Below are 20,641 nucleotides of genomic sequence, written 5' to 3'. Positions count from 1 at the left end.
ACTTAACTAATGATTCCCCATTCAATCCGACCGAGTACGTCTTCGGCTAAGGCAAAGCCTGAAACGGTATCCAGTACGGCAAGCGGCGACTGGGCTTCCTGTTCGCTGGTGGCGGGGCTGCTGTACGCTTCGGCAACCGGGGCTTCAAACGATCCCATACTTCGTAGCGGTGGTGTAGGCCCGGGTTCCTCGGTACGCTCGGCGTAGGCTAATTCGGGCAGGGGGGTATGCAACCAGCGACTAACCAATTCCGACCGACCATCGAAAACGTTTAGACTGTGCCGGAGTAAGCGTTCCAGTAAGAGCAAACGCTCGCTGGCGGCCAGGGAAAGTACCTCCGAGGGAGTTTTCCCGTGCAGACCCCGGACGGACATATTCAGTACGTGAGCCATTTCCTTGTCGCTCAAGCCGGCAAGGGCGGCTACTTCGTCCACCCGGGCACGTAGTACGCCTTGCCGGGCTTGTTGGATCAGATGCGTTACGGGCAAAACAGCTTGCATAGAATGATTTTACTAGTGTATGGTAAATATACACACACACGAGTGAAAAAATTCCATTTTGTCGTATTCTTTTCCTGGGTAGGTGAAAATCGTTGCGTTAGGACGAACAAAAAGCAACGAAAGAACGAGTCCATGCGGTGAAATTTCCCGTTGGCAAGCCCTTGAGAAATTCTACAAGAGATTATTCCAATCGAAAATGCGGATTATAGATGATTCCCAGCGTATTACCAAAGGGATCCTGTACCGTGGCCACGAAAATACCGCCGCCTACTTCCTGGGGTTCTTCCAGCGATTTTGCTCCCTTTTCCAGCAGCGATTGATACACCTCGTTGATGTGCTCTACGCCCCAGTACGTAACGGGCGAACCCAGAGCAGGTGCCAGATGTGGGTCCAAGCCTAATTCATAACCGCCGACATTGTAGCCCACGTAAAAAGGCTCATCGAAGTACGGAGCAATACCCAAAAAACCGGTGTACCAGGCCTTGGTCTGTTCCAGATCAGGAGCGGCGTAAATGGTGGTTCGGAGGCCTAACAGCGGAGATGCCATGCGTTAGCGGTTCAGTGAGATGACGAGGATGAAAACTAGAATGAGCCGCCAAGATAGCAAACCTGACTTTTAATGAAAGATACTCTCTCGAAACGTTTGCACGAAAAAGTGCATCGTCTACTCGCTTTAATGTAGAGAAGAACCAGGCAAGATGAAACTTTCTGAAAGCAATCTGAATTCCTTGGGATGGCGATCAAGTAGGAGAAAGGATCCGTACGCTCCACGATTAAACTGGGAGTCTGTATACAACGCGAGTAATTAATTACGTATGAAACGAGGCAGGTCGCTCGTATAGAGGAATGCGAATAAAAGCTAGGCTATGAAAGATACAAAAGGCTTACTCCAACAGATCAGACATCACGATACGCTGGTGTTGACCGTCAACGAAAACTGTACGAAACCACCATCAGAACGAGTTTTGCAAACGCTACTGCAACCTCATAAGTTGTCGTACTACTATTTTGTATTTATGGATCAGGGAGCAGCCACGTATATGGCGGATTTGCAAAACGTGATTCTATCGGACAGCCAATTGTTGATGGGGTTGCCGAATCAGGTGTTCGCCAATTCGTATTCGCACGCCCGGACTCAACATTTTAAGGTTGGTTTTGATGAAACCACGCTGGCCCTATTACCGCAATCCTATTCCTTTCTGCTCAATCCGCATCAATTAACCACTATTACTTTCAATCCCGCGTCTAAACAGCGGGTCAAGGCTCTGCTGTCCGTATTATTTCAATTGCTCCATGCCTCGGAACGACGGGCTGATGTACCGATCCTTCTAGCCTATTTAAACGCCCTGCTAACGGAATTCAATAGTGCCTACTTCGAGCAAAGCCAGCAGAAGGTACGTTCAAATCCCAGACTGGCCAAATACGCGGCTTTCAAACAAGTAGTGGAAAACCATTTAACCGAACAACCGGAAATCTATACCATCGCGGAAGAATTGTCCCTGACCCCGAGCGGCTTGTACAGTGTAGTGAAGGAATTTTCGGGGGTTTCGCCCAAAGAATGGATTACTAGCCGATTAATACTGGAAGCCCAACGTAAACTACAGTATTCCAGCGTTTCGGTCAAAGAACTAGCCTACGAGCTGGGTTTCAATGATCCCGATTATTTTTCGAGGGTATTCAAAAAAAGAACCGGCAAAAGCGTCCGTTCCTTTTTGACGGAAGGGCACGATTTGTCCGGTAAATAACACGATTAGTCCAGAAGCCCTGGGTAGGGGCTCGCTACTTTCGCCCCGTAAGTTTTAAACGGTTCAAACAATGAAAGTAGCATTAGTAACAGGAGCCAATAAAGGCATTGGGCTGGAAGTAGCCAAACAGATCGCTCAAAAAGGATTTCAGGTGTATCTCGGAAGCCGTGACCTGGCTAAAGGCGTACAGGCAGTAGAAAAACTTCAGGCAGAAGGATTCAGCAACGTCGAAGCGATCGCTTTGGATGTGACGGACGAAGCCTCGGTTCAAGCCGCCCGCGAGCGTATCGGTCAGCAAACGGAGGTTTTGGATATATTGGTCAACAATGCCGGTATTTCGGGTGGATTTGAACAGTCGGCCCTCGGGTCACCCATCGAGCAGTTTCAAACCGTGTACGATACCAATCTGTTCGGCGTAATCCGAGTGACGCAGGTATTCATTGATTTGTTAAGGAAAGCCGCCGAGCCGCGAATTGTTAATGTTAGTACCAGCATGGCTTCCCTTACGCTGGCCGCCGACCTGACTTCGGAGAGCTATCCCACCCGTTTTGTGGCGTATCAATCTTCAAAGACAGCCCTGAACATGTACACGATCAATCTGGCGTACGAGCTTCGCCATACGTCCTTCAAGGTAAATGCCGTTTGTCCCGGTTATACGCAGACCGATTTTACCAATCATCACGGGACCAGTACGGTAGCCCAGGCCGGCGAACGGATCGTTAAATACGCAACGATCGGATCGGATGGACCAACGGGTAAATTTTTCAGTGAAGAATACTTTCCGGAGCCGGCTAACTGTCCCTGGTAAAACCGGAACACCACTAGGTACTTCCTGGTGGGGTTTTCTTCTCTTAAGAATAATGCAGAGCGTCTCCCGCCCGCGTTCCTTATCTTCGGATGATCCCTTACTCCGCTTTTTTCACCGCCCGCATTTCCCGGATAAAGAAAATACCGTCATATGCCAAATTCCAGGGAATGGCCGCGACGCGGCCTGGAATCGTAAAATGCATAGGTGATTTCATCAGAAAGGGTTCTTGTGGGTAATTGTAGGTAGCGTTGTAGAAAGAGAAATCCACAAAGCCGTAATGAATCTGCTCTGGTATCCAATTCTCGAATCCGTTTTTGTGCGGGGCCTGAACGGAAAACGTCGGTGCTCCCAATCGCCCGGCCGTTCCCTGGTACGAAGCAAAACCGAGTACATAGGTTTTCGTCGCCCCGTCTCTGACAAACGCAGTACCCATGTTTTCAAAAATGACCTGATCGAATTGTTTCGCCTTACTTTTGATGTGATCGGTATACTTCATTACGTGCGTATTGGCCGCCCAGACGATCACCTTTTCGTTTTTATATTTTTCATTCACGACATAGTTAAGATTCACCGCCATCGCTTGATCCCGTACCCGATTAGAGTTCCTAGTGAGGGCCTTCAGGTTTTCGACGACGATCTGCCAGTATGAGGAATCGTTATTGGCAAGCTGGGCCTGTCGTATCGTTTGCAACCCGTCTTCCAGTACCTGAACCATTTCATTCGTAAAAAACTCAGGATTAAGGGGTTTAGCCAGTAAGGCGGCTACGGCCTCAAGGAAGGTTTGGTACGCGGCGGCCGTGGCGAATGTTGCATTTACATGGGTTTCAACCAGGTGTCGATCCAGGTCTTCTTTCAGGTGCTGAAAGCTGTACGCTTGAAAAAGCTGGGAATCAAAACCCGTAACCTGCAAGGGTTGCTGAGTTTGGAAGGTGTGCGGGATATAGTTTTCGAAGAGGTACTGACAGGCATCACTACGCGTCCAGATGGGAAAAATGTTTTCTCTGAAAAAAGGGATAAGGGTTTCGGAGCGTTTCGCTACTTCATCCCAGCCTTTCGTTAAGCCATAAAAGTCACTTTCAAAGGCAAGTACATTAAAACCCTTCTGTTCGTGCAGGTATTTGATTAAACGGGTTTTGGCAAGAAAGGTCGTTGCGTCCCCGTGATCCTGTTCGCCCAGCATTACTACGCGGGCATCACCAATGGCCTTACCAATCGGTTCTAGGTCCCTATAGTCGGCAGTAGAAGTCTCCACATGCTCAATATTGACCGTATGTTCAGTGACATATTTTTTAATAGCCTGACTAAAGCAGGGTAAGACCAGAAGAAGCGAAAAGGTAGTAAAAAGTACTGCTTTCATCGCAAGACGATAAGGATAGGCGTGGTAAAAAACAGCGTTTTTTGTCTAAAAACGTCTTGAAAATGAGGATGCGGTTTAGATAGGAGAGGTTGCATGAAATTAAGGATAGAATGGGTTTGAAAGGTTTAGGCACAACTCTTTTTATACCAGTTGGAGCAAAAATTACTACGATGGACCTCAACCGATTTATAGAAGCTCAACAAGAAGAGTATGCTCAGGCTTTGTCTGAAATTAAAAACGGGCGGAAGCGGAGTCATTGGATGTGGTACATTTTTCCGCAGTTGAAAGGACTCGGTTATAGTCACATGGCCCAGCACTATGGTATTGCGGACCGGGCGGAGGCTCAGGCCTATGTACAACATCCCGTGCTCGGGCCTCGTCTTATCGAAATTTCCCAGGCCCTGCTGGATCTGCCGATAGCCAATGCTACGGTCGTTTTGGGAAGTCCCGATGACCTGAAATTACGTTCCTCCATGACCCTGTTTGCTACGCTCGAAGCAAGTGATCCCGTATTTCAGCGGGTACTGGATAAATTCTATCAAGGAGAAGCGGATGCCCAGACGCTACATCTACTGGGTTAATCAGCTGATAATCGGACACTGGTATTCCATTGATTGCAATCGACCCTACGTCCCAGACCCTATTCCAGGCTCGTTCCATTGGAAGAACCCATCGACAGGGCTTCCCATGGGTACAAAAGGGAATAATTCGTTGACTGTTGGGTTATAAACGGTCGATGACAGAACCGCCTGACATTGGTCAGAAGTAAGTCCACATAGGGTACACAACAATGGGTTTAATTCGGTACGGCGTCTTCATATCTTACAAAAATGAACGTATGGGTACCTTCGTCCATCGACCCCAGGCGACCCCGGCGGCCAGTAGTGTAAAGATAACATTTACACCAATGAGCGATACCTCCCCGCGGGCGATGTGAAAAATACTGGCGGTGATCATCAGCAGAATTACTCCCACCGCTGCGAGCGGCGTCAGTGCAGGTTTCACGTTAACCAGCATCGGTAATACCAGACCCAAAGCTCCCAGTACATCGACCATTCCGGTAAGCGTCACCAGCGATCGGGGTACCTGATTCGTCCAGGGCCACATCGCCGCTAAGGTATCCAGGGGTTGAAATAGTTTCATGCTGGCGGCCCAGAGCAGGCTTGCCGCCAGCATGAGTTGGATAAGCCAAAGGGTTACGTGCAAGATTCGGTTCTTTTTCATGTGCTGATTGATTTGGAATGGCACGAAACTAGGTAAGTTTGCTATCCTGTAGAAAGCACTATCCGCTGGGATAGCACTTTCCAGTTGGATAGTAACGTACCCTTAAAACCCAGTCTGATGCTTACTAGCGAAGGTTGCCCTAGTACGATGTTATCGATCAAAGATGCCCTGGAGGCTCTGGAAGGGAAGTGGAAATTGCTGATTTTGTTCGCTTTATCTTCTTCGGGGCCTAAACGCTTTAAACAGATTTCCAAAGAGGTCGCCGGGATTACCGATAAGACACTATCGAAAGAATTGAAATTGCTCGAATCGAACCAACTCGTGAAACGGGAAGTGCATGATACGTTCCCACCGACGGTTGAGTACTCGATTACGCCGCACGGGCTGTCGCTGGAAAAAGTAATCGCAGAACTGCATTACTGGGGACTGGCCCACCGGAAGCAGATTATTGGAAAGTAAAGAATGATTCGATTATGAAAAGGGCTTTGTGTAGCATAGCGACCTACTTTACCGCATAGCCATTACTGCCAGAATTTAAAAATGAACCCAAACGGGAATTTTTGAATGCCTGGGGAAGTTTAGACAGCACGAACTACGTTAAGTCACTGGAGGACGACCTCCCCCACGCAGGGAATCGCATTCGGGACGGCCCGGCTTATTTTAAAAAAAGCCAAACCATGGCCTGGATCTATTTAATTTTCGCTGGACTGCTGGAAGTCGTCTGGGCGTACTTCATGAAACAATCCGAGGGATTCTCTCGCCTTACCCCCTCTATCCTCACGCTTATAGCCATGCTGGCCAGTTTCGGGCTGTTGTCCGTAGCCATGCGAACCTTACCCCTCGGTACGGCTTATTCAATCTGGACGGGCATAGGAGCGGTAGGAGCTTTTCTGGTGGGAATCATTCTACTGGGTGAGTCAGTTAATTTCACTCGCATTTTGGCTGCTGTGTTAATTATCGCAGGGCTGGTACTAATGAAAGTTTCTTCTTCTCATTAATTGCTAAGAGATGTAAAAGGCATTCTCTGGTGGTAAATAATAACGCACTAAAAAATAAACCCAGTCTTCGTACAAAGACCGGGTTTATTACTTTTTACCTAACCGCGAACTACTGCTTGATCACTTTAAAGGTTTCTACCGTACCGTTCACAAATTGTAAACGTACCACGTACAAACCCTTGCTTAAGCCCTGCATGGAGAGCTGGCTACCGGGACTTGAGGTACGGTAAACAGTCGTTCCCATGGAAGAAAGTACCTGTACGCCCTGTAATTTGGTCTGATCCTTCACATGGAGTGTCAGTACATCTGCTACCGGATTCGGATACACGCTGGCCTGTGCGGCTAATTCGAAAGCTATACTTTGAGAACGCGTGAGTTCCGTGTAGCCATCGAAATCAACCATCCGCAGGCGGTAGTAATTTATACCATTGGCTGGATCTGTGTCCAGGAAGCTGTAACGTTGCTCTGCAGTACTGTTGCCTTTCGCAGCTACTGAACCAATGGTTCGCCAGCTACGGCCATCCAGACTGTGCTCCACTTCGAAGCTTTTCGTATTTTTCTCTTGTGCCGTAAGCCAGGTTAGCAGAGCCGCATTTCCTTCCTTACTGACCTCAAAACGGGCCAAGGAGACGGGTAACGCCGAGGATACGGAACCAATGGCCAGGGCGGTAATCGTAGCACCGGTCGGAATAGTACCCGTGATCGTCCGGTCCTCCTGATTGCCCGTAGCGGTGGCTCCGCCACTGAGGTCAATCCACTGTGTACCATTCCAGCCCACTAATCGCAGGTTTTGAGCCGTGGCAAAGCCGGTCATGTCAGGCATGGATACGCGTACATTCACTTGGTCCGCAGTACCCTGCACCGTAATCCAATCCCACTGCCCGGCCGGGCTCACACTCATAATACCCGAGCCTACAGCCGTAATCGGATGCGTGCTACCACCGTCGGAGGGGTCCGGCGTAGTGGTAGGATCGCCCGTAATCCAGGCGACCGCATATTCATTGTCTCCCGTTGGAACGCTCAACGTTTGTAGGGGTCGGTAGTCCGTACCACTGCCGACGGGGAAGAAAAAAGGAGTGCTTCCTCGTTTACTGACGTAGCCATCAACGTGCTTGGTGTCACTGGCGTTATTATCTCCATAAACCGCCGCTGTTCCAAAGTGGATGGCTCCCAGGCTGGTGGCACTCCGAACGGTAGTCGTGATGCCATTATGGAAGTTTAAGGTACCTGCCACGTTGATGCCCTGGCTGTTGGTAATAGCCATCACATTGGCTCCAATGTTAAAGCGGAGATTGGCAAAGTTGGGAGCGATGGTCCCGGCAATAGTACCATTCCCTTGAGCCGCAAATAAGTCCAGACTGGATGTACTGAGCCAGGCACCCCGGTTGTTGAAGAGCGAGTTACCGTGCTCAAAGGTACTGTTATTGAGCAGGGTCATACTACCATCCGCCAGAATAAAGAGTCCGTCGGGACTGTAGTCAGAAACCGTACCTCCGTCGATGATGACCGGAGAACTATCCCCACCAAGGGTAGTGGATTGGGCCATCCCCGCCAATGGACTTAGCAGTAAAGCTATAGCCGCACTGATCCAGGGGGTGACCGCGTATCGTTTAGTAGTTGAATGCATAGCGATCAGAATAAAGATTGGAAAACACACGCTGAAAAGCCTACGGCTTACTTCGCCGCCTGAGCCTGCTTTTTGCTCACGCCCAGCAGTTGTTGTAATTCCTTGATCTGATCGGACAGACTGGCTACGGCTTTCTCGGCGTTTTCTGCTTTGGCCGCAGCGGTCCGTAATTGCGTATTCTCAGTCGTTAGGGCTTCTACTTTAGCATTCAATTCCTGGATTGCCTTGGTCAGTACCGGAATCAGGGAGTTGTAATCTACCGAAAGCGTTTTATCCGCATCGTTTCCTTCTTCTACCAGCATCGGGAGTACTTTCTGAAGATCCTGAGCAATGAAGCCGATTTCTGAACGGTTGTAGTCCTGACTAGCTACGGAGCTTTTCTTTTCGTAAGATACAGGTTTGAGTTGGCTGACGAGCGAAAGTCCATTGTCAACGGCTTTGATATTACGCTTCAGACGAGCGTCAGACGTCAATACAACGCCACCGGCACGAACGTTTGCAGAAGCGTTAATCGTACCTGCCACATCCAGGTTATAACCGGGTGCCGATGTTCCAATACCTACCCGACCATTCCAGGAAATGGTCATGCGAAGTCTGTTGCTGGAATCACTTGGGTTCATGGAATCGCCATGCGTGAAAAAGCCGATGCTTTTGTCACTACCAGCAATAATTTTGGCACCGATGTGTTCCGCAAAGCGGCCATAACCGAAGAATGCACCACCGCCACTACGGAAGGCAATTCCCCGATCTGCTCCAATGTCACCGCCATTATCGAAGTAGGCGACTACTGGTTCTGTGGGGCGACCACTTCTGGTTTCAACAAAAAACTGTGGGTTAACGGTACCAAGACCAAATCTGCCTTCCTCATTGATCATCAGCCGATTCGTTCCACTGGTTTGCAATTGCAGAGTACTAAGGTTGTTTGTTCCATCGCCCTTGTAGTAGGAAATCACTCGGGACATAAAGGGAGCAAAGGCATTATTAACGCGTCCTCCGAAGGATACACTTCCCAATTCCGTATTCGTCACAATATCGGAGGGTGATTCTTCACTGCCTCGGGAACTCGTTAAGATTAATCCCGGGCTGGTACCATTACCGTAGCTGAATACACGAACATTATCTTCATCTCCCGTACCGGCACCATCGTTCACAATGGTCAGTCTTCCTTGCCGCTGCGAAGTACCGATACTTACCCAACCCTTCTGGTAAATATGTTGGTTATTAGAGGTTGCCGGGTTGGTAGTACCTATTACATTCCAGGGTTGAGCGAGCTTTTTACTAACCCAGCCCGTACCGTCAAAGTAGTATTCACCCGCACCCATCGCCGGATAATTCACGTTTTCACTGGTTATGGCACCGTTACCGTTATAAACAGTCATACCGGTAACGGCACTACCCGCTAAGCCCCAGGTCGTCGTCGTAGTAAGCCAGGCACGAGGCATTAAAAGTCCTTTGGAAAGAATACCAGAGTTGGCAGAGGGATTCGTATTTAAATCTAATAAGGCTGCCGCATTAGGAGCACCCGTACCCCCGATTTTCATCTGAGCCTGGAGTGAAGGAGCTGCTGACAGGGCCGCCAAAAAGCAAGCAGTGGTAAGTAGTTGTTTAGTCTTCATAGGGTAAAGGAATTGGATGAAAAAAATTGATTAGAAATAAAAAGAATCACCTGAGCGATGAAACCGCCAGGCCTAACAAACCGTCAAATAAGAACTCAGGAAGCTTTCAGATATAGCAAGGAAACAGCGTAGGGATCGAGCTGTAAAAAAGAAAGGTTCAGTGGATAGATAGTAATCATTTTAGCGGAAACGATTTGGAATATCTAAATAAGAGTTGTGAATTGGGGAGCAAAGGAATTGTATACGTATTTGAGAAGCTATAGTAATACTTGAATCCTCTTGTAGTAATACTTGTATTATTTAATGAGTATTAAATAGTTTTTAGTACTATGTGCTTAGTATTTAATTAAGTATATAAGGGTTTATTTTGCTACGAAAAATCCTTAAAAAGGGCACGGGTTTTGGAAAAACGGCGAAAAAGGAATCATTTACTGGATTTTTTCATTAAGCCAACAAATCGAATCCTATCTAGCTTTAACGCATGGAACTTGGTATTTCCAGTTTTGGTGAAATCCATCCCGATCACGTTTCGGGTGGAGCCCGTAATGCCCACGAACGAGTACAGCAGTTGCTCGAAGAAATTAAACTCGCCGATGAAGTAGGTCTGGACGTCTTTGCCCTAGGTGAGCACCACCGGCCTGATTTTGTGGTGTCGGCACCGGAAGTAATCCTTTCAGCGGCGGCGGCTCAGACGAAAAACATCAAACTTTCCAGTTCAGTAACGGTATTAAGCTCAGCCGATCCAGTACGGGTCTTTCAGAATTTTGCGACGCTGGATTTAGTCTCAAACGGACGGGCGGAGATTATGGCGGGGCGAGGATCGTTCATTGAATCTTTCCCCTTGTTTGGGTACGACCTCAACGATTACGATGGCTTATTTACGGAAAAGCTGGAATTACTGTTAGCCATTAATCAGAGCGAGAAGGTTAGTTGGGAGGGACAGTTTCGAGCAGCTATTCAGAACTTGGGTGTGTATCCAAGACCTTTACAGGAATCTTTACCCGTATGGCTAGCTGTAGGGGGTACGCCTGCTTCGGCGGCTCGGGCTGGCTCGCTGAATATACCCATGACGGTAGCCATTATTGGCGGAACGCCGGATCGCTTCGTGCCCTTTGTCAAGCTCTTTCGGCAGGCGGCCGCTCAAGCGGGTCACGACGTAAGTAAACTTCCGTTGGCCATCAACTCGCATTTCTACGCCGCCGATACGGCTCAACAGGCTATCGACGACTTTTTTCCACCCTATGAACTTATCATGAACCGCGTAGGACGGGAGCGGGGCTGGTCACCCATTGGCCGGGATTATGTCGAGTTCATGCAAAAAAGTGGACCTCTGATGGTGGGCAGTCCCCAGCAAATCATCGACAAAATCATGTACTTCTACGAGTTGTTCCAGCAAACTCGGTACCTGGCCCAACTCATCGGCGGGCATTTGGTTCCGCACAAGAAAATACTCAGAGCCATCGAATTGTTTGGTACGGAGGTGGCCCCAGTCATTCGTAAGGAAATGGCTTCCCGGCAAACGGTATAAAAAAATAGAATCACTAAGTACTCCAGGCAGTATAAGAAGTTGTTTATAAAAAACCCGAGTTGAGACACCTCAACTCGGGTTTTATTTTTTTCAATTACTCAAGAAATTAATACTTTAAGCTCCTCGCATCGAGGCAAAATTATACAACCAGCTATAAATTAATACCCCGAAAAAGGCTAGATAACCCAGGAGAAGACCCAGGCCGAGGTAGACAAATCCAACCAGAACGGCTAACGCTCCCAAGCCAATAATCAACCAACTTACGACTTTCAGCCAGGTTGGAATACGTTCGGGGTGATCGAGCAGTCGGGATAGCGGAATAATAACCAGCAGTCCGTACATACCTAACAGAAATAAGGGACCGTAATCCAGCCAATAATGAACGGCTAACGATAGGACCCCTACGCATAGAGCGATACCCGTAATCCAGGCCAGCCGCTTTTGATTTTTTTCCAGAGCCATTCTTCCGTACGAATCCAACTGTAGAATCAGGTAACCAACCGGCATCATGACCCAGGTAAAATACAGAAAGGCGATGATGAGGACCAATAGTACATTCAAAACAGGAAAGCGTTCGGCGTACTGGCGAACCAGATTCTGCCCCAGCAGTACTCCCAAAATGATCGACCACTGCATGCTCGATTGGTGACGACTCATCCAGAAGGAATAGTTGAGATAAGCCCGATACAGAGGATTTTTGGCTTTTACGGCTTCTTTCATACCCTCCTGAGCAAACTCATACGTCGCCTTCATCCGTAAGGCTTCGGCAAAATGCTGTCGGGCCTCCGAAATATTCCCCCGTTCCAGTTTACTCCAGCCGACGGTGGCGTGCGTGTAAGCGTTGTGAGGGTCGGCAGCCAGGGTTTCTTCAATGGTACTCTGCATTTCCTCCAGCCGCCCTAATTTGGTTAGGGCTTCGGTACGCGTGTTCAGACACTGTACATGTTCGGGGTCAATGGCCAGGCCCTGGTCGGCGTAAAACAACGCTTTTTCCCAATGCTTCTGCAGGTTGTGCAGGGTGCCGAGCATATTGAAATAGTCCGCATCCCAGGGATCCAGCTCAACGGCTTCCAGTAAAGCCTGTTCGGCATCAGCGTATCGCTTGGCAAGGAGTAAGGTCACGCCGTGAAAATAGTGAGCAATGGAATAGTCAGGTGCCTGGCTCAGGAGTTCCTCGGCTGTTTCCAGTGCCTTTGGATACTCGTGCGTATTGATGTAGGCCTGTACAAGCAGAATCAGGGCTTCTAAATCTTCGGGTTGTTGCAACAGCCACTGCCGTAATTCCTGAATCGCTTCCGCGGTGCGGTTGAGATTCATCAGCAAACGGGCTTTATCAAGGGCATTTGATTCCAAACGAAAGAATGGTTTACGTACAGTTAATACAAAAGGTAGGCGATAAGGACAAGACAGAATACAACCGAAAGGGAATCGGTAGTAAGTAAGAAATTACCTCGGCTGAAGCATTTTTATACATGCTACTTTAGCTTCAGATAAGTCAAAATATCATCGTACAGACCACTCTCATTCGAGTATAGAGCGTAATTTTTAGCCGTTGCAAACCATTCTTTGGTCGTAGGGCGATGCCTGCGTAGGGCTTCCTTAAAGTCAGCCATCGTTAGGGGCAGTACCCGACCTTGCCGAAGTGATTCAGGTAATTTCTGTTCAATAGCCAGGTCGACCAGGGCCCGTAAATCTGCCCCCGAATAGCCGTCAGACTGTTTGGCAATGGACTGGTAATCGATTCCTTCGAGCGGTTTATCAGCCAGCAGGATTCGTAGAATTTCTACCCGGGCCGCTACATCGGGCGGACTGACAAATACAATACGATCAAAACGACCCGGGCGACGGAAGGCCGTGTCCAGGTACCAGGGCGTATTGGTCGCTCCCAGAATCAGGATGCCTTCGTTACTGTACTTCACCCCATCCAGTTCGTCCAGAAATTGGTTGATGAGGGTACGGCCCGCCGCTTTGCGTAAATCGGTCCGGCTGGCACCTAGGGCATCAATTTCGTCGAAAAACAGAACGCAAGGCGTATGCATCCGGGCCTGCTGGAAGAGATCGTGCAGGTTTTTTTCGGAGTTACCCATCCACATATCCAGCACTTCATTGATCCCTACTGAAATAAAATTCGCTTTGATTTCACCGGCCGTAGCCCGTGCCAACAGCGTTTTCCCACAACCGGGAGGGCCGTATAGCAGAATACCACCGCCAATTTTCTTGCCGAAGGCTTTGTAAATTTCCGGATTATTGAGCGGGTGAATCACCTTTAATGCGATTTCTTCCTTGACGGCCGTAAGCCCACCGACTTCGGCAAAGGTGACGCGGGGCTTTTCGATAAGCCCTGAACCTTCCGCTTCGATGCGGTCAATCACCTCGTCGAAACTGCTGGTTTGACCCAAACCCGAATCCCGAATGGCCTGATTGAGTTGCTGTTCGAATTCCGCCTGCGTTAGGGTATGATCCTGAGCGGTGGCCTGTTTGTAGTACGCATTTGCCGCCTGTAGATCACCAGATGCCAGGGCAATACGAGCCAGCAGAAACAGAACCTGAGGTGAGGGAGCCGTATCCAGTAATTCTTCGGCAATGACGTGAGCCGTTGAGAAACTGGCTAGTTGCAGGTAACATTCGGCCAGTCTGAATTTTAAATCCAGGTCAGCACTGAGTTGTAGGGCCGCTTTATAGGCTTCGAGAGCTTCTTCATACCGAGCGAGCTGGTAGTAGGCATCGGCCAGCATTCGCCAAAGGGGTACATTCTGCGGCGAAACCTGAAGAGCTTCGCGAAGGGCATCGAGTTGGGACTGATTCATGCCCAAAAATACGGGATCGGCTTGTTACTCGGCCTTTTTGACAAATTCAATTTTAATGGCTTATTGCATACATCGTTGAGGTTAGGGCCAATTGAAATACAAAATAGGGTATTCCAAATCTGGTTTTCGCTAGCGATAAGGGACGTCTGGCGTATCGTCTTTACAGGTACGTACTACCTTTGGATAATCATTTGCTTACACCAGTCGCTATGTCAACCTACGGTTTAACTTATCAATTTCGAAAGCCCGATGGCTCCCTTTCAACCTTTGTGGAAAGTTTCTGGATGCTCGAACAATCATCCGAGCACAAGCTACCGGTTATTGTTGTGCCGGACGGACGCGTGGACATTCTCTTTTCAGTGACTCCGGCAGGGGCGGTACAGGCGATGTTACGCGGACTGGATACGGAACCCGGCAAGGGGGACCTTTCACCGGGTACGCGGATGTTTGCGGTGAGTTTAAATCTATTGGCTGTGGAATATGTATTGGGCGAAAGCGTGGCTACCCTGCTAAATACAGGTCGCTCCTTACCGGCTGGATTCTGGGAAATTCAGTCAGAGGACCTTCAGGATTTTACAAGCTTTTGTTTCCGGGTCAGTGAATCCATTGAACGTCGTATTCAACCCAATCCTGATTCACGAAAGCAGCAGTTATTTGAATTATTATACGAGTCCCGGGGCGATATATCCGTAGAAGAACTAGCCCGGCGGGTAACGTGGAATCGTCGGCAGATCAACCGTTATTTTACCCAGTGGTTTGGCTTGCCTTTAAAAACCTACAGTACCATTCTGCGTTTCCGGGCTTCGTTTGAGCACCTTCGTCAGGGAAAACTCTTTCCGGAAGAGAACTTCACCGATCAGGCTCATTTCATTCGGGAAGTGAAAAAGTTTGCCGGTGTCGTACCCAAAGAGTTAAGCAAAAATGTCGAGGACCGATTTATACAATTTTCAACCCTCCCTGCTGTCTAGGTTTGCTGCGTATTTAAACGCAAAAAGCCATGACTATACAAGGTAAAACAATCGCCATCGTTGGCGGAGGACCGGGAGGCCTGACCCTTGCTCGCCTGTTACAACTACAAGGAGCCGAGGTAAAGGTATACGAACGGGATGTGAACGAAAAGGCCCGCGTCCAGGGAGCCACCCTGGATTTACACGAAGAGTCGGGTCTGGAAGCCCTCCGCCAGGCAGGACTAATGGAAGCATTCTGGGCCCATTACCGACCCGATGCCGGTAAGTTACGAGTCGTAGATGCGAAGGGAACGATCTACTGGGATGATCATGTACAGGATTCGTATCAGGACGATCGTCCGGAAATTGACCGTGGGCCCTTACGAAACCTGTTGCTGGATTCATTACAGCCAGGTACGGTGGTTTGGGATCGTCAATTGATGACGATGCGACCCAGACAAGAAGGATGGGAACTGACTTTTCAAAACGGAACATCCGTACAAGCCGACCTAGTAATTGGAGCCGACGGAGCTCGTTCCCGCATTCGACCGTTTTTAACGGAAATCAAACCCTTTTACAGTGGCATTACGGTGTTGGAAGGAGCCGTTCCGAATGCCGAAACAGCCAGTCCATCCATTCATAAGCTGTTAAAAGGAGGCAAGATCTTTGCCTTAGGAAACAGTCAGTCACTGATTGTGAGTTCAAAAGGTGACGGCAGTATGGCCTTTTACGCAGGATTCAGAACGGAAGAGGACTGGGTACGGACGTCAAGGATTGACTTCACCCAAAAAGATCAGGTACTGGCCTGGTTTCAATCGGAATTTGCGGCGTGGGATGATCATTGGTCCGAACTGTTTACCCAAGCCGAAACGCCCTTTATCCCTCGTCCACAGTACTGCATGCCCTTAGATCAAACCTGGGAAGCACAAGCTAACCTGACTTTGCTGGGTGACGCGGCTCACCTGATGCCACCTTACGCGGGTGAAGGCGTGAATATGGCCATGGCGGACGCTCTCGAATTGAGTCAGTGCTTGACGAATCCCGCGTATGCGACTACGCTGGAAGCCATTGCAGCTTACGAACGGCAGATGCGATCCCGGGCCTCGCAAGTGGCTAAAGCTACCCTCGAATCTACGGAAATGCTACACGCTCCGGGAGCTTTGGAAGCCTTAGTAACGGTATTTAAAGGGTAGTGCTGGCCTATATGGCTAAAGAATAGGACGGATCTGCCCCAGGGTAGGGCAGGTCCGTTCGTTCGAGAAAAGTAGCGAATGATTAGAAACTGGTTTCAATCCCGGTTGCTTTTAGGGTTAGATTAAAACCCAACCCTAGGGAATGGGTTGACCCTACGGCTCTTCGTTGGTGGTTTCGGCGGGACGAACTAGAGTTATAGGCTCAGCCTGATATTTAGTAGCCTATTAAAATCCGTTTCAGTTTTGTTTGAGAGTTCAGAAGTTAATGAGGAATAATACATTAACTTTATAAATTATCATAACGTTTTTTTTACGTTATAATGTTATTAATAGTGTCAATCTTTTTTAAACTTCTACTTTTCATAATCTAAATGCTTATTCTATTCATGGCTATTCTATACCCATGAATCATCCACCCCTCCTCTTTTCTACATCTCATTAATTAAAGATTGAGTCTCATTTAATTGCATTTTGGGCTAATTGCTATTTAGACTAGTTCTTAATCATTATGTTTGTTGATACATTCTCAGCACCTTCCCAACAACTATAGCTGGTCTTGATGATATCTAAACTTTATCCGATTATGATACGTCTTACGTATTTTCTCTTGCTCTGGTGCTTGAGCCTAGGAGCCTTCGCGGCCCATCCCTTGTTTAGTGATACGACTAAAGTATACGGACTTCCACTCCTGACTAAAACACCCAAAGGGGATGTGATTTTATCTTGGACCGAGAAGGACAACCAAAGTGTAGTGGGCTACTACTTTGCAACGTCTACCGATCAGGGTCAGCATTTTTCCGACAAGCAACTGATCTTTTCAGCACCCGGCATTGGTACAGGTCAGTTGATGCGGCCCAAACTTATCTTTAAAGGAGACGGAACATGGGTAGCCGTTTTCACCTATAATCCTAAAATGACGGCCAAACCGATGGTGGCAACAGCCGCCCCGGCCGCTGCTCCACAAGGCGGTGGCCACGAAGGTCATGGTGCCCGGCCAGCCGGCGGCGGAGGTCGTCCCAATATGGGGGACCGGAAAGCTATGCAGGTAGTGTATACGTTTTCTAAGAACGCCGGCAAAAGCTGGTCTACACCTCAGCCCGTGTACCAGGATGTAGATGTACCTGCTCTGCGGGGCTTTTTCGACGCTACGGTTATGGCCAATGGTGAAGTAGCAGTTGCTTATCTGAAAGACGTGATCGGCAGTACCAAACACGAAGAGCGTGACTTACGCCTGGTCGTATCGAAAGGAGATCGCTTTGAACCGGAACAATTGCTGGACCCTACCCCCTGCGATTGCTGCCCAATTAGTTTGCTAACGGATACCGATGGCAAGCTTAACGTATATTACCGCGATAACCGTGATAACATTCGTGACATTGCTCGACTAATTTCCAAAGACAATGGCAAAACGTTTTCGCAATCCGAGATTCTGCACGATGATAACTGGCAAATCAATGGTTGCCCGCATTCAGGTGCCGTTTCCGTACGTTCAGGTAAGAGCGGACTAGTATCGTGGTTTTCGGCGGGTAAGAATGAACCCGGTCTTCGTCTGGTAACGACCGAAGGCAAAAAACTGCTCGTTATTACCGATCCATCGGCTAAAAATGCCGCCTTGGTGGGTTCGAAAGACGGCGGGGTTTTACTCTGGGACCAGAACAAACAGGATGGTGCCGGTAAAAGCATTGCGTACCGGACGGTTAAAGGCACTGCCGTTTCTGATACAAAATGGCTCAATGAAACCGCCAGTACCATGAATCCGAGTGGTTTGATGGTGGGCAACAACCAACTTCTGATCGCTAGTGAAGTGGCGACGCCCCAAGGGAAAAATTCCATTCAACTCACGAAGGAGTCTTTGTAAATACTTATGTTACGCATAAAAAAGACCAGTCTGCATAAGGCTGGTCTTTTTTATGGCTAGTTGATCTATTTTCCGTACTTTCAATTCCCGTACGTATCGCTCCCATCTGCATGAAACCATTCAGCCTGCTCAGTTTTCTTTTCTTGGTTTGTTTAAAATCCTGGAGTCAAGAGAAGCCGATCCGCATCCCCTTTCAACTGACACCCGCCAATAACCTTTCGGTACAGGTTCTAATCAATCGGATCGATACTTTACAGCTTATGTTCCACACGGCATCGAGTGGACTCACACTTACGGAAGACGCTACGCGAAACGTGCGAAGTCTGAAATTTGCCCGAACTGATACGGTCAAAAGCTGGGGTGGCGAAGGGAACACTTCCCGGTATAGTCCAAACAACACGTTGCAATTGGGCAATCTAACTTATCAACAGGTTTCCATTTGGGAAAACAAATATTCGGGGCCCGGTACCGATGGAAAATTTGGCCTTGATTTTTTCGCGGGCCGGGTGGTTGAGATCAATTTTGACGAGAAAGACCTTGTCATTCATCAGCATCTCCCCAAAACCATGCGGGGATACGAGAAACTTGATCTGAAGTTCCAGCAGGATATGCTTTATCTGGAGGGTGGACTGGTTATCGGAACGGACACGCTGCGTCATTCTTTTCTCATGCATTCGGGGTATGCGGGTAGCCTGTTACTGGATGATGCCTGGGTGGCTCAGCACCCTCAGATTCAACATTTACCCGTCATCAGTGGCCAGGAGTTGAAGGATTCGTACGGCAATCGTTTAAAGACCAAGAAATCCAGCCTGTCGGCTTTTTTGCTGGGAAAGGCTAAGCTCCAGCAGGTTCCGGTCAGCTTTTTTGAGGGAGCGATTGGCAGACAAAAAATCAGTGTATTGGGCGGTGATGTGCTGAAACGATTCAATTGGATCATTGACGTTGCCGGAGGGTATGTGTACGTGAAGCCGAACCGTTTACAAAAAGCTCCATTTAGTACAACGTAACCTCACTGGCAGATTAGCTGATTCACTCATTACCCACAGGATTACCATCGGTGACGCTATTATCTTTGTAATCACCTGAAACGACTGCCCCATGCCTTATAAACTGGTCATTTTTGATTTTGACGGTACCCTGGCCAATTCCTTTCCGTACTTCCTGCGTACGGTAAATACGTTGGCTCTTACCTATAAGTTTCCCGTCATTCAACCCGAAGACGTGGATCACTTACGGGGTATGGATGCCCGACAAATGATGAAACGAGCCAAGCTACCCGCCTGGAAAATGCCACTGATTGCCCGATCGTTTATCCGGCTCATGGCCCGTGACATTGATCAAATTCAGCTGTTTGAAGGCATTCCAGTTGTGTTACACCAACTTGCCGAACAAGGCGTTCGGTTAGCCATCGTCAGTTCCAATAGTGAAGCCAATATACGCCGCGTACTGGGGCCAGCCTGTGCTTCGCTCATTTCCTATTACGGATGCGGTGCATCCCTGTTTGGGAAGCGAAGAAAGTTTACCAAAGCCATGAAGCGAAACGGTGTTCTAGCCCACGAAACCCTCTGCATCGGAGATGAACTTCGGGATTTAGAGGCCGCTCGTCAGGTAGCTACGGCCTTTGGAGGCGTCGCCTGGGGGTATACCCGGGCGGACGTACTAGCTTCGCACCCTGACGTTACGCTGTTTCATACCTCCACGGATTTGTTACAGAAAGTGCTAGGTGTACCGCAACCTTAAGCTAAGCCCACCTCCCGGAGAAACTGCTCGCGGTAATTGGCTCCAATCGGAATCTCGTAGCCCTCCAGGAAAATGCGATTTCCTTCAATATGTGAGATCTTGGACTTGTTGACTAAAAAGGAACGATGTACCCGCAGAAATACCGTACCTGGCAAAAGTTCTTCCACCCGCGTAAACGTCATCGCTGGTAGAATCATCTGCTTCGGAGTTACAATCTTCGTATTATTTCCACTGGCTTCGGCAAAGAGAATCTCTTCGTGTAGGAGTTTGTAGATACGGCCCTCGGATTTAAGAAAAACAAAGCTTTCCGACTTGTCAGGCAGAGCTACGGGCGTAGGCCGTAAAGCGGCCAGAGCTTTATCAACGGCTACGATGAAACGTTCCAGTGAAAAGGGTTTTAACAGATAATCACAGGCGGCCAGATCGAAGGCGTCTACGGCGTATTCTTTGTAGGCCGTCGTAAAAATGACCTGCGGGGGCTGGCGAAGGGTTTTCAGAAAGGCAATGCCATCCAGCACGGGCATGTTGATGTCGAGAAACAGAATCGATACGGCTTGCTGTTGCAGGATCGCCTTGGCTTCCAGAGCATTACCACAACTGGCCACGACCCGAAGCTGGGGTAAATGACTACAATACGTCTCGATGATTTGCCGGGCAATCGGTTCGTCATCTACAATCAGGCAGGGTACCATG

At 48.7% G+C, this 20,641-nt stretch carries 20 protein-coding genes; 11 read left to right on the top strand and 9 right to left on the bottom strand.

Annotation, left to right across the window (positions count from 1 at the left end; all coding sequences use genetic code 11):
- Positions 1 to 2: 2 nt before the first annotated feature.
- Together C5O19_RS16710 and C5O19_RS16705 are read right to left on the bottom strand one after the other, a co-directional pair.
- Entirely contained in the window at positions 3 to 500 is a 498-nt protein-coding gene (locus C5O19_RS16710) for an antitoxin Xre-like helix-turn-helix domain-containing protein (RefSeq protein WP_102202514.1), read from the bottom strand.
- Between the two features lie 181 nt (positions 501 to 681).
- Complete coding sequence (locus C5O19_RS16705; RefSeq protein WP_104714540.1) at positions 682 to 1,047, bottom strand: VOC family protein; 366 nt, start codon at positions 1,045 to 1,047, stop codon at positions 682 to 684.
- 319 nt (positions 1,048 to 1,366) lie between these two features.
- Here C5O19_RS16705 and C5O19_RS16700 point away from each other — a divergent pair, with 319 nt between their 5' ends.
- Both C5O19_RS16700 and C5O19_RS16695 read left to right on the top strand, forming a co-directional pair.
- The gene (locus tag C5O19_RS16700) at positions 1,367 to 2,245 is read left to right on the top strand and encodes a helix-turn-helix domain-containing protein (RefSeq protein ID WP_104714539.1); all 879 of its coding nucleotides are present in this window, start codon (positions 1,367 to 1,369) and stop codon (positions 2,243 to 2,245) included.
- Positions 2,246 to 2,315: 70 nt separating this feature from the next.
- Entirely contained in the window at positions 2,316 to 3,053 is a 738-nt protein-coding gene (locus C5O19_RS16695) for an SDR family oxidoreductase (RefSeq protein ID WP_104714538.1), read from the top strand.
- Positions 3,054 to 3,150: 97 nt separating this feature from the next.
- Here the strand turns inward: C5O19_RS16695 and C5O19_RS16690 are convergent, their stop codons facing one another.
- Complete coding sequence (locus tag C5O19_RS16690; RefSeq protein ID WP_104714537.1) at positions 3,151 to 4,410, bottom strand: erythromycin esterase family protein; 1,260 nt, start codon at positions 4,408 to 4,410, stop codon at positions 3,151 to 3,153.
- A gap of 170 nt (positions 4,411 to 4,580) precedes the next feature.
- Between C5O19_RS16690 and C5O19_RS16685 the strand changes: the two genes are divergently transcribed.
- Positions 4,581 to 4,991, top strand: a complete 411-nt coding sequence (locus tag C5O19_RS16685; RefSeq protein WP_104714536.1) for a DUF1810 domain-containing protein — start codon at positions 4,581 to 4,583, stop codon at positions 4,989 to 4,991.
- 241 nt (positions 4,992 to 5,232) lie between these two features.
- On the opposite strand, the gene C5O19_RS16680 is transcribed toward C5O19_RS16685, so the two are convergent.
- Positions 5,233 to 5,634 (bottom strand): DoxX family protein, encoded by a 402-nt coding sequence (locus C5O19_RS16680; RefSeq protein ID WP_104714535.1) that lies wholly within the window; start codon positions 5,632 to 5,634, stop codon positions 5,233 to 5,235.
- Between the two features lie 117 nt (positions 5,635 to 5,751).
- On the opposite strand from C5O19_RS16680, the gene C5O19_RS16675 reads away from it, so the two are divergent.
- Both C5O19_RS16675 and sugE read left to right on the top strand, forming a co-directional pair.
- On the top strand, positions 5,752 to 6,093 hold the full coding sequence (locus tag C5O19_RS16675; protein WP_094808561.1) for a winged helix-turn-helix transcriptional regulator: 342 nt from the start codon (positions 5,752 to 5,754) through the stop codon (positions 6,091 to 6,093).
- A 218-nt stretch (positions 6,094 to 6,311) separates the two neighbouring features.
- Positions 6,312 to 6,632, top strand: coding sequence for a quaternary ammonium compound efflux SMR transporter SugE (sugE, locus tag C5O19_RS16670; protein WP_104714610.1), 321 nt, complete (start codon positions 6,312 to 6,314; stop codon positions 6,630 to 6,632).
- A gap of 109 nt (positions 6,633 to 6,741) precedes the next feature.
- Here sugE and C5O19_RS16665 read toward each other — a convergent pair whose 3' ends face one another.
- Together C5O19_RS16665 and C5O19_RS16660 are read right to left on the bottom strand one after the other, a co-directional pair.
- Entirely contained in the window at positions 6,742 to 8,259 is a 1,518-nt protein-coding gene (locus C5O19_RS16665) for a T9SS type A sorting domain-containing protein (RefSeq protein WP_104714534.1), read from the bottom strand.
- A gap of 47 nt (positions 8,260 to 8,306) precedes the next feature.
- Positions 8,307 to 9,875: a tail fiber domain-containing protein gene (locus C5O19_RS16660; RefSeq protein WP_104714533.1), complete on the bottom strand. Its 1,569-nt coding sequence runs from the start codon at positions 9,873 to 9,875 to the stop codon at positions 8,307 to 8,309.
- Between the two features lie 481 nt (positions 9,876 to 10,356).
- Here C5O19_RS16660 and C5O19_RS16655 point away from each other — a divergent pair, with 481 nt between their 5' ends.
- Positions 10,357 to 11,403 carry an Atu2307/SP_0267 family LLM class monooxygenase gene (locus C5O19_RS16655; RefSeq protein ID WP_104714532.1) on the top strand — a complete coding sequence of 349 codons (1,047 nt, stop codon included), beginning with the start codon at positions 10,357 to 10,359 and terminating at the stop codon, positions 11,401 to 11,403.
- A 114-nt stretch (positions 11,404 to 11,517) separates the two neighbouring features.
- Here C5O19_RS16655 and C5O19_RS16650 read toward each other — a convergent pair whose 3' ends face one another.
- Together C5O19_RS16650 and C5O19_RS16645 are read right to left on the bottom strand one after the other, a co-directional pair.
- A complete protein-coding gene (locus C5O19_RS16650; RefSeq protein ID WP_104714531.1) occupies positions 11,518 to 12,756 on the bottom strand; it encodes a tetratricopeptide repeat protein in 1,239 nt (412 codons plus the stop codon).
- A gap of 122 nt (positions 12,757 to 12,878) precedes the next feature.
- Positions 12,879 to 14,210, bottom strand: coding sequence for an AAA family ATPase (locus C5O19_RS16645; RefSeq protein WP_104714530.1), 1,332 nt, complete (start codon positions 14,208 to 14,210; stop codon positions 12,879 to 12,881).
- Positions 14,211 to 14,419: 209 nt separating this feature from the next.
- Between C5O19_RS16645 and C5O19_RS16640 the strand changes: the two genes are divergently transcribed.
- The 5 genes from C5O19_RS16640 to C5O19_RS16620 all read left to right on the top strand — a co-directional run bounded on the left by C5O19_RS16640 (position 14,420) and on the right by C5O19_RS16620 (position 19,948).
- Positions 14,420 to 15,178, top strand: a complete 759-nt coding sequence (locus tag C5O19_RS16640) for a helix-turn-helix domain-containing protein (RefSeq protein ID WP_104714529.1) — start codon at positions 14,420 to 14,422, stop codon at positions 15,176 to 15,178.
- Between the two features lie 29 nt (positions 15,179 to 15,207).
- A complete protein-coding gene (locus C5O19_RS16635) occupies positions 15,208 to 16,350 on the top strand; it encodes an FAD-dependent oxidoreductase (RefSeq protein ID WP_104714528.1) in 1,143 nt (380 codons plus the stop codon).
- Between the two features lie 583 nt (positions 16,351 to 16,933).
- On the top strand, positions 16,934 to 18,208 hold the full coding sequence (locus C5O19_RS16630; RefSeq protein WP_165796046.1) for a sialidase family protein: 1,275 nt from the start codon (positions 16,934 to 16,936) through the stop codon (positions 18,206 to 18,208).
- Positions 18,209 to 18,318: 110 nt separating this feature from the next.
- Positions 18,319 to 19,215, top strand: coding sequence for a pepsin/retropepsin-like aspartic protease family protein (locus C5O19_RS16625; protein WP_104714526.1), 897 nt, complete (start codon positions 18,319 to 18,321; stop codon positions 19,213 to 19,215).
- A 91-nt stretch (positions 19,216 to 19,306) separates the two neighbouring features.
- Complete coding sequence (locus C5O19_RS16620; protein WP_104714525.1) at positions 19,307 to 19,948, top strand: HAD hydrolase-like protein; 642 nt, start codon at positions 19,307 to 19,309, stop codon at positions 19,946 to 19,948.
- On the opposite strand, the gene C5O19_RS16615 is transcribed toward C5O19_RS16620, so the two are convergent.
- Positions 19,945 to 20,640, bottom strand: a complete 696-nt coding sequence (locus C5O19_RS16615) for a LytR/AlgR family response regulator transcription factor (protein ID WP_104714524.1) — start codon at positions 20,638 to 20,640, stop codon at positions 19,945 to 19,947. The two genes, C5O19_RS16620 and C5O19_RS16615, sit on opposite strands and share 4 nt — an antisense overlap.
- Between the last annotated feature and the right edge of the window lies 1 nt (position 20,641).

This window comes from Siphonobacter curvatus (assembly GCF_002943425.1).
GTDB lineage: Bacteria > Bacteroidota > Bacteroidia > Cytophagales > Spirosomataceae > Siphonobacter > Siphonobacter curvatus.
The sequence above is the reverse complement of the archived record's forward strand: the minus strand, read 5'-3'. Positions and strand labels throughout refer to the sequence as shown.

Coding starts and splice junctions, on each gene's coding strand:
- C5O19_RS16685 (WP_104714536.1), top strand. CDS start 4,581: ATGGACCTCAACCGATTTATAGAAGCTCAACAAGAAGAGTATGCTCAG.
- C5O19_RS16645 (WP_104714530.1), bottom strand. CDS start 14,210: ATGAATCAGTCCCAACTCGATGCCCTTCGCGAAGCTCTTCAGGTTTCG.
- C5O19_RS16630 (WP_165796046.1), top strand. CDS start 16,934: ATGATACGTCTTACGTATTTTCTCTTGCTCTGGTGCTTGAGCCTAGGA.
- C5O19_RS16615 (WP_104714524.1), bottom strand. CDS start 20,640: ATGGTACCCTGCCTGATTGTAGATGACGAACCGATTGCCCGGCAAATC.
- C5O19_RS16705 (WP_104714540.1), bottom strand. CDS start 1,047: ATGGCATCTCCGCTGTTAGGCCTCCGAACCACCATTTACGCCGCTCCT.
- sugE (WP_104714610.1), top strand. CDS start 6,312: ATGGCCTGGATCTATTTAATTTTCGCTGGACTGCTGGAAGTCGTCTGG.
- C5O19_RS16675 (WP_094808561.1), top strand. CDS start 5,752: ATGCTTACTAGCGAAGGTTGCCCTAGTACGATGTTATCGATCAAAGAT.
- C5O19_RS16690 (WP_104714537.1), bottom strand. CDS start 4,410: ATGAAAGCAGTACTTTTTACTACCTTTTCGCTTCTTCTGGTCTTACCC.
- C5O19_RS16695 (WP_104714538.1), top strand. CDS start 2,316: ATGAAAGTAGCATTAGTAACAGGAGCCAATAAAGGCATTGGGCTGGAA.
- C5O19_RS16660 (WP_104714533.1), bottom strand. CDS start 9,875: ATGAAGACTAAACAACTACTTACCACTGCTTGCTTTTTGGCGGCCCTG.
- C5O19_RS16635 (WP_104714528.1), top strand. CDS start 15,208: ATGACTATACAAGGTAAAACAATCGCCATCGTTGGCGGAGGACCGGGA.
- C5O19_RS16625 (WP_104714526.1), top strand. CDS start 18,319: ATGAAACCATTCAGCCTGCTCAGTTTTCTTTTCTTGGTTTGTTTAAAA.
- C5O19_RS16620 (WP_104714525.1), top strand. CDS start 19,307: ATGCCTTATAAACTGGTCATTTTTGATTTTGACGGTACCCTGGCCAAT.
- C5O19_RS16655 (WP_104714532.1), top strand. CDS start 10,357: ATGGAACTTGGTATTTCCAGTTTTGGTGAAATCCATCCCGATCACGTT.
- C5O19_RS16680 (WP_104714535.1), bottom strand. CDS start 5,634: ATGAAAAAGAACCGAATCTTGCACGTAACCCTTTGGCTTATCCAACTC.
- C5O19_RS16710 (WP_102202514.1), bottom strand. CDS start 500: ATGCAAGCTGTTTTGCCCGTAACGCATCTGATCCAACAAGCCCGGCAA.
- C5O19_RS16640 (WP_104714529.1), top strand. CDS start 14,420: ATGTCAACCTACGGTTTAACTTATCAATTTCGAAAGCCCGATGGCTCC.
- C5O19_RS16700 (WP_104714539.1), top strand. CDS start 1,367: ATGAAAGATACAAAAGGCTTACTCCAACAGATCAGACATCACGATACG.
- C5O19_RS16665 (WP_104714534.1), bottom strand. CDS start 8,259: ATGCATTCAACTACTAAACGATACGCGGTCACCCCCTGGATCAGTGCG.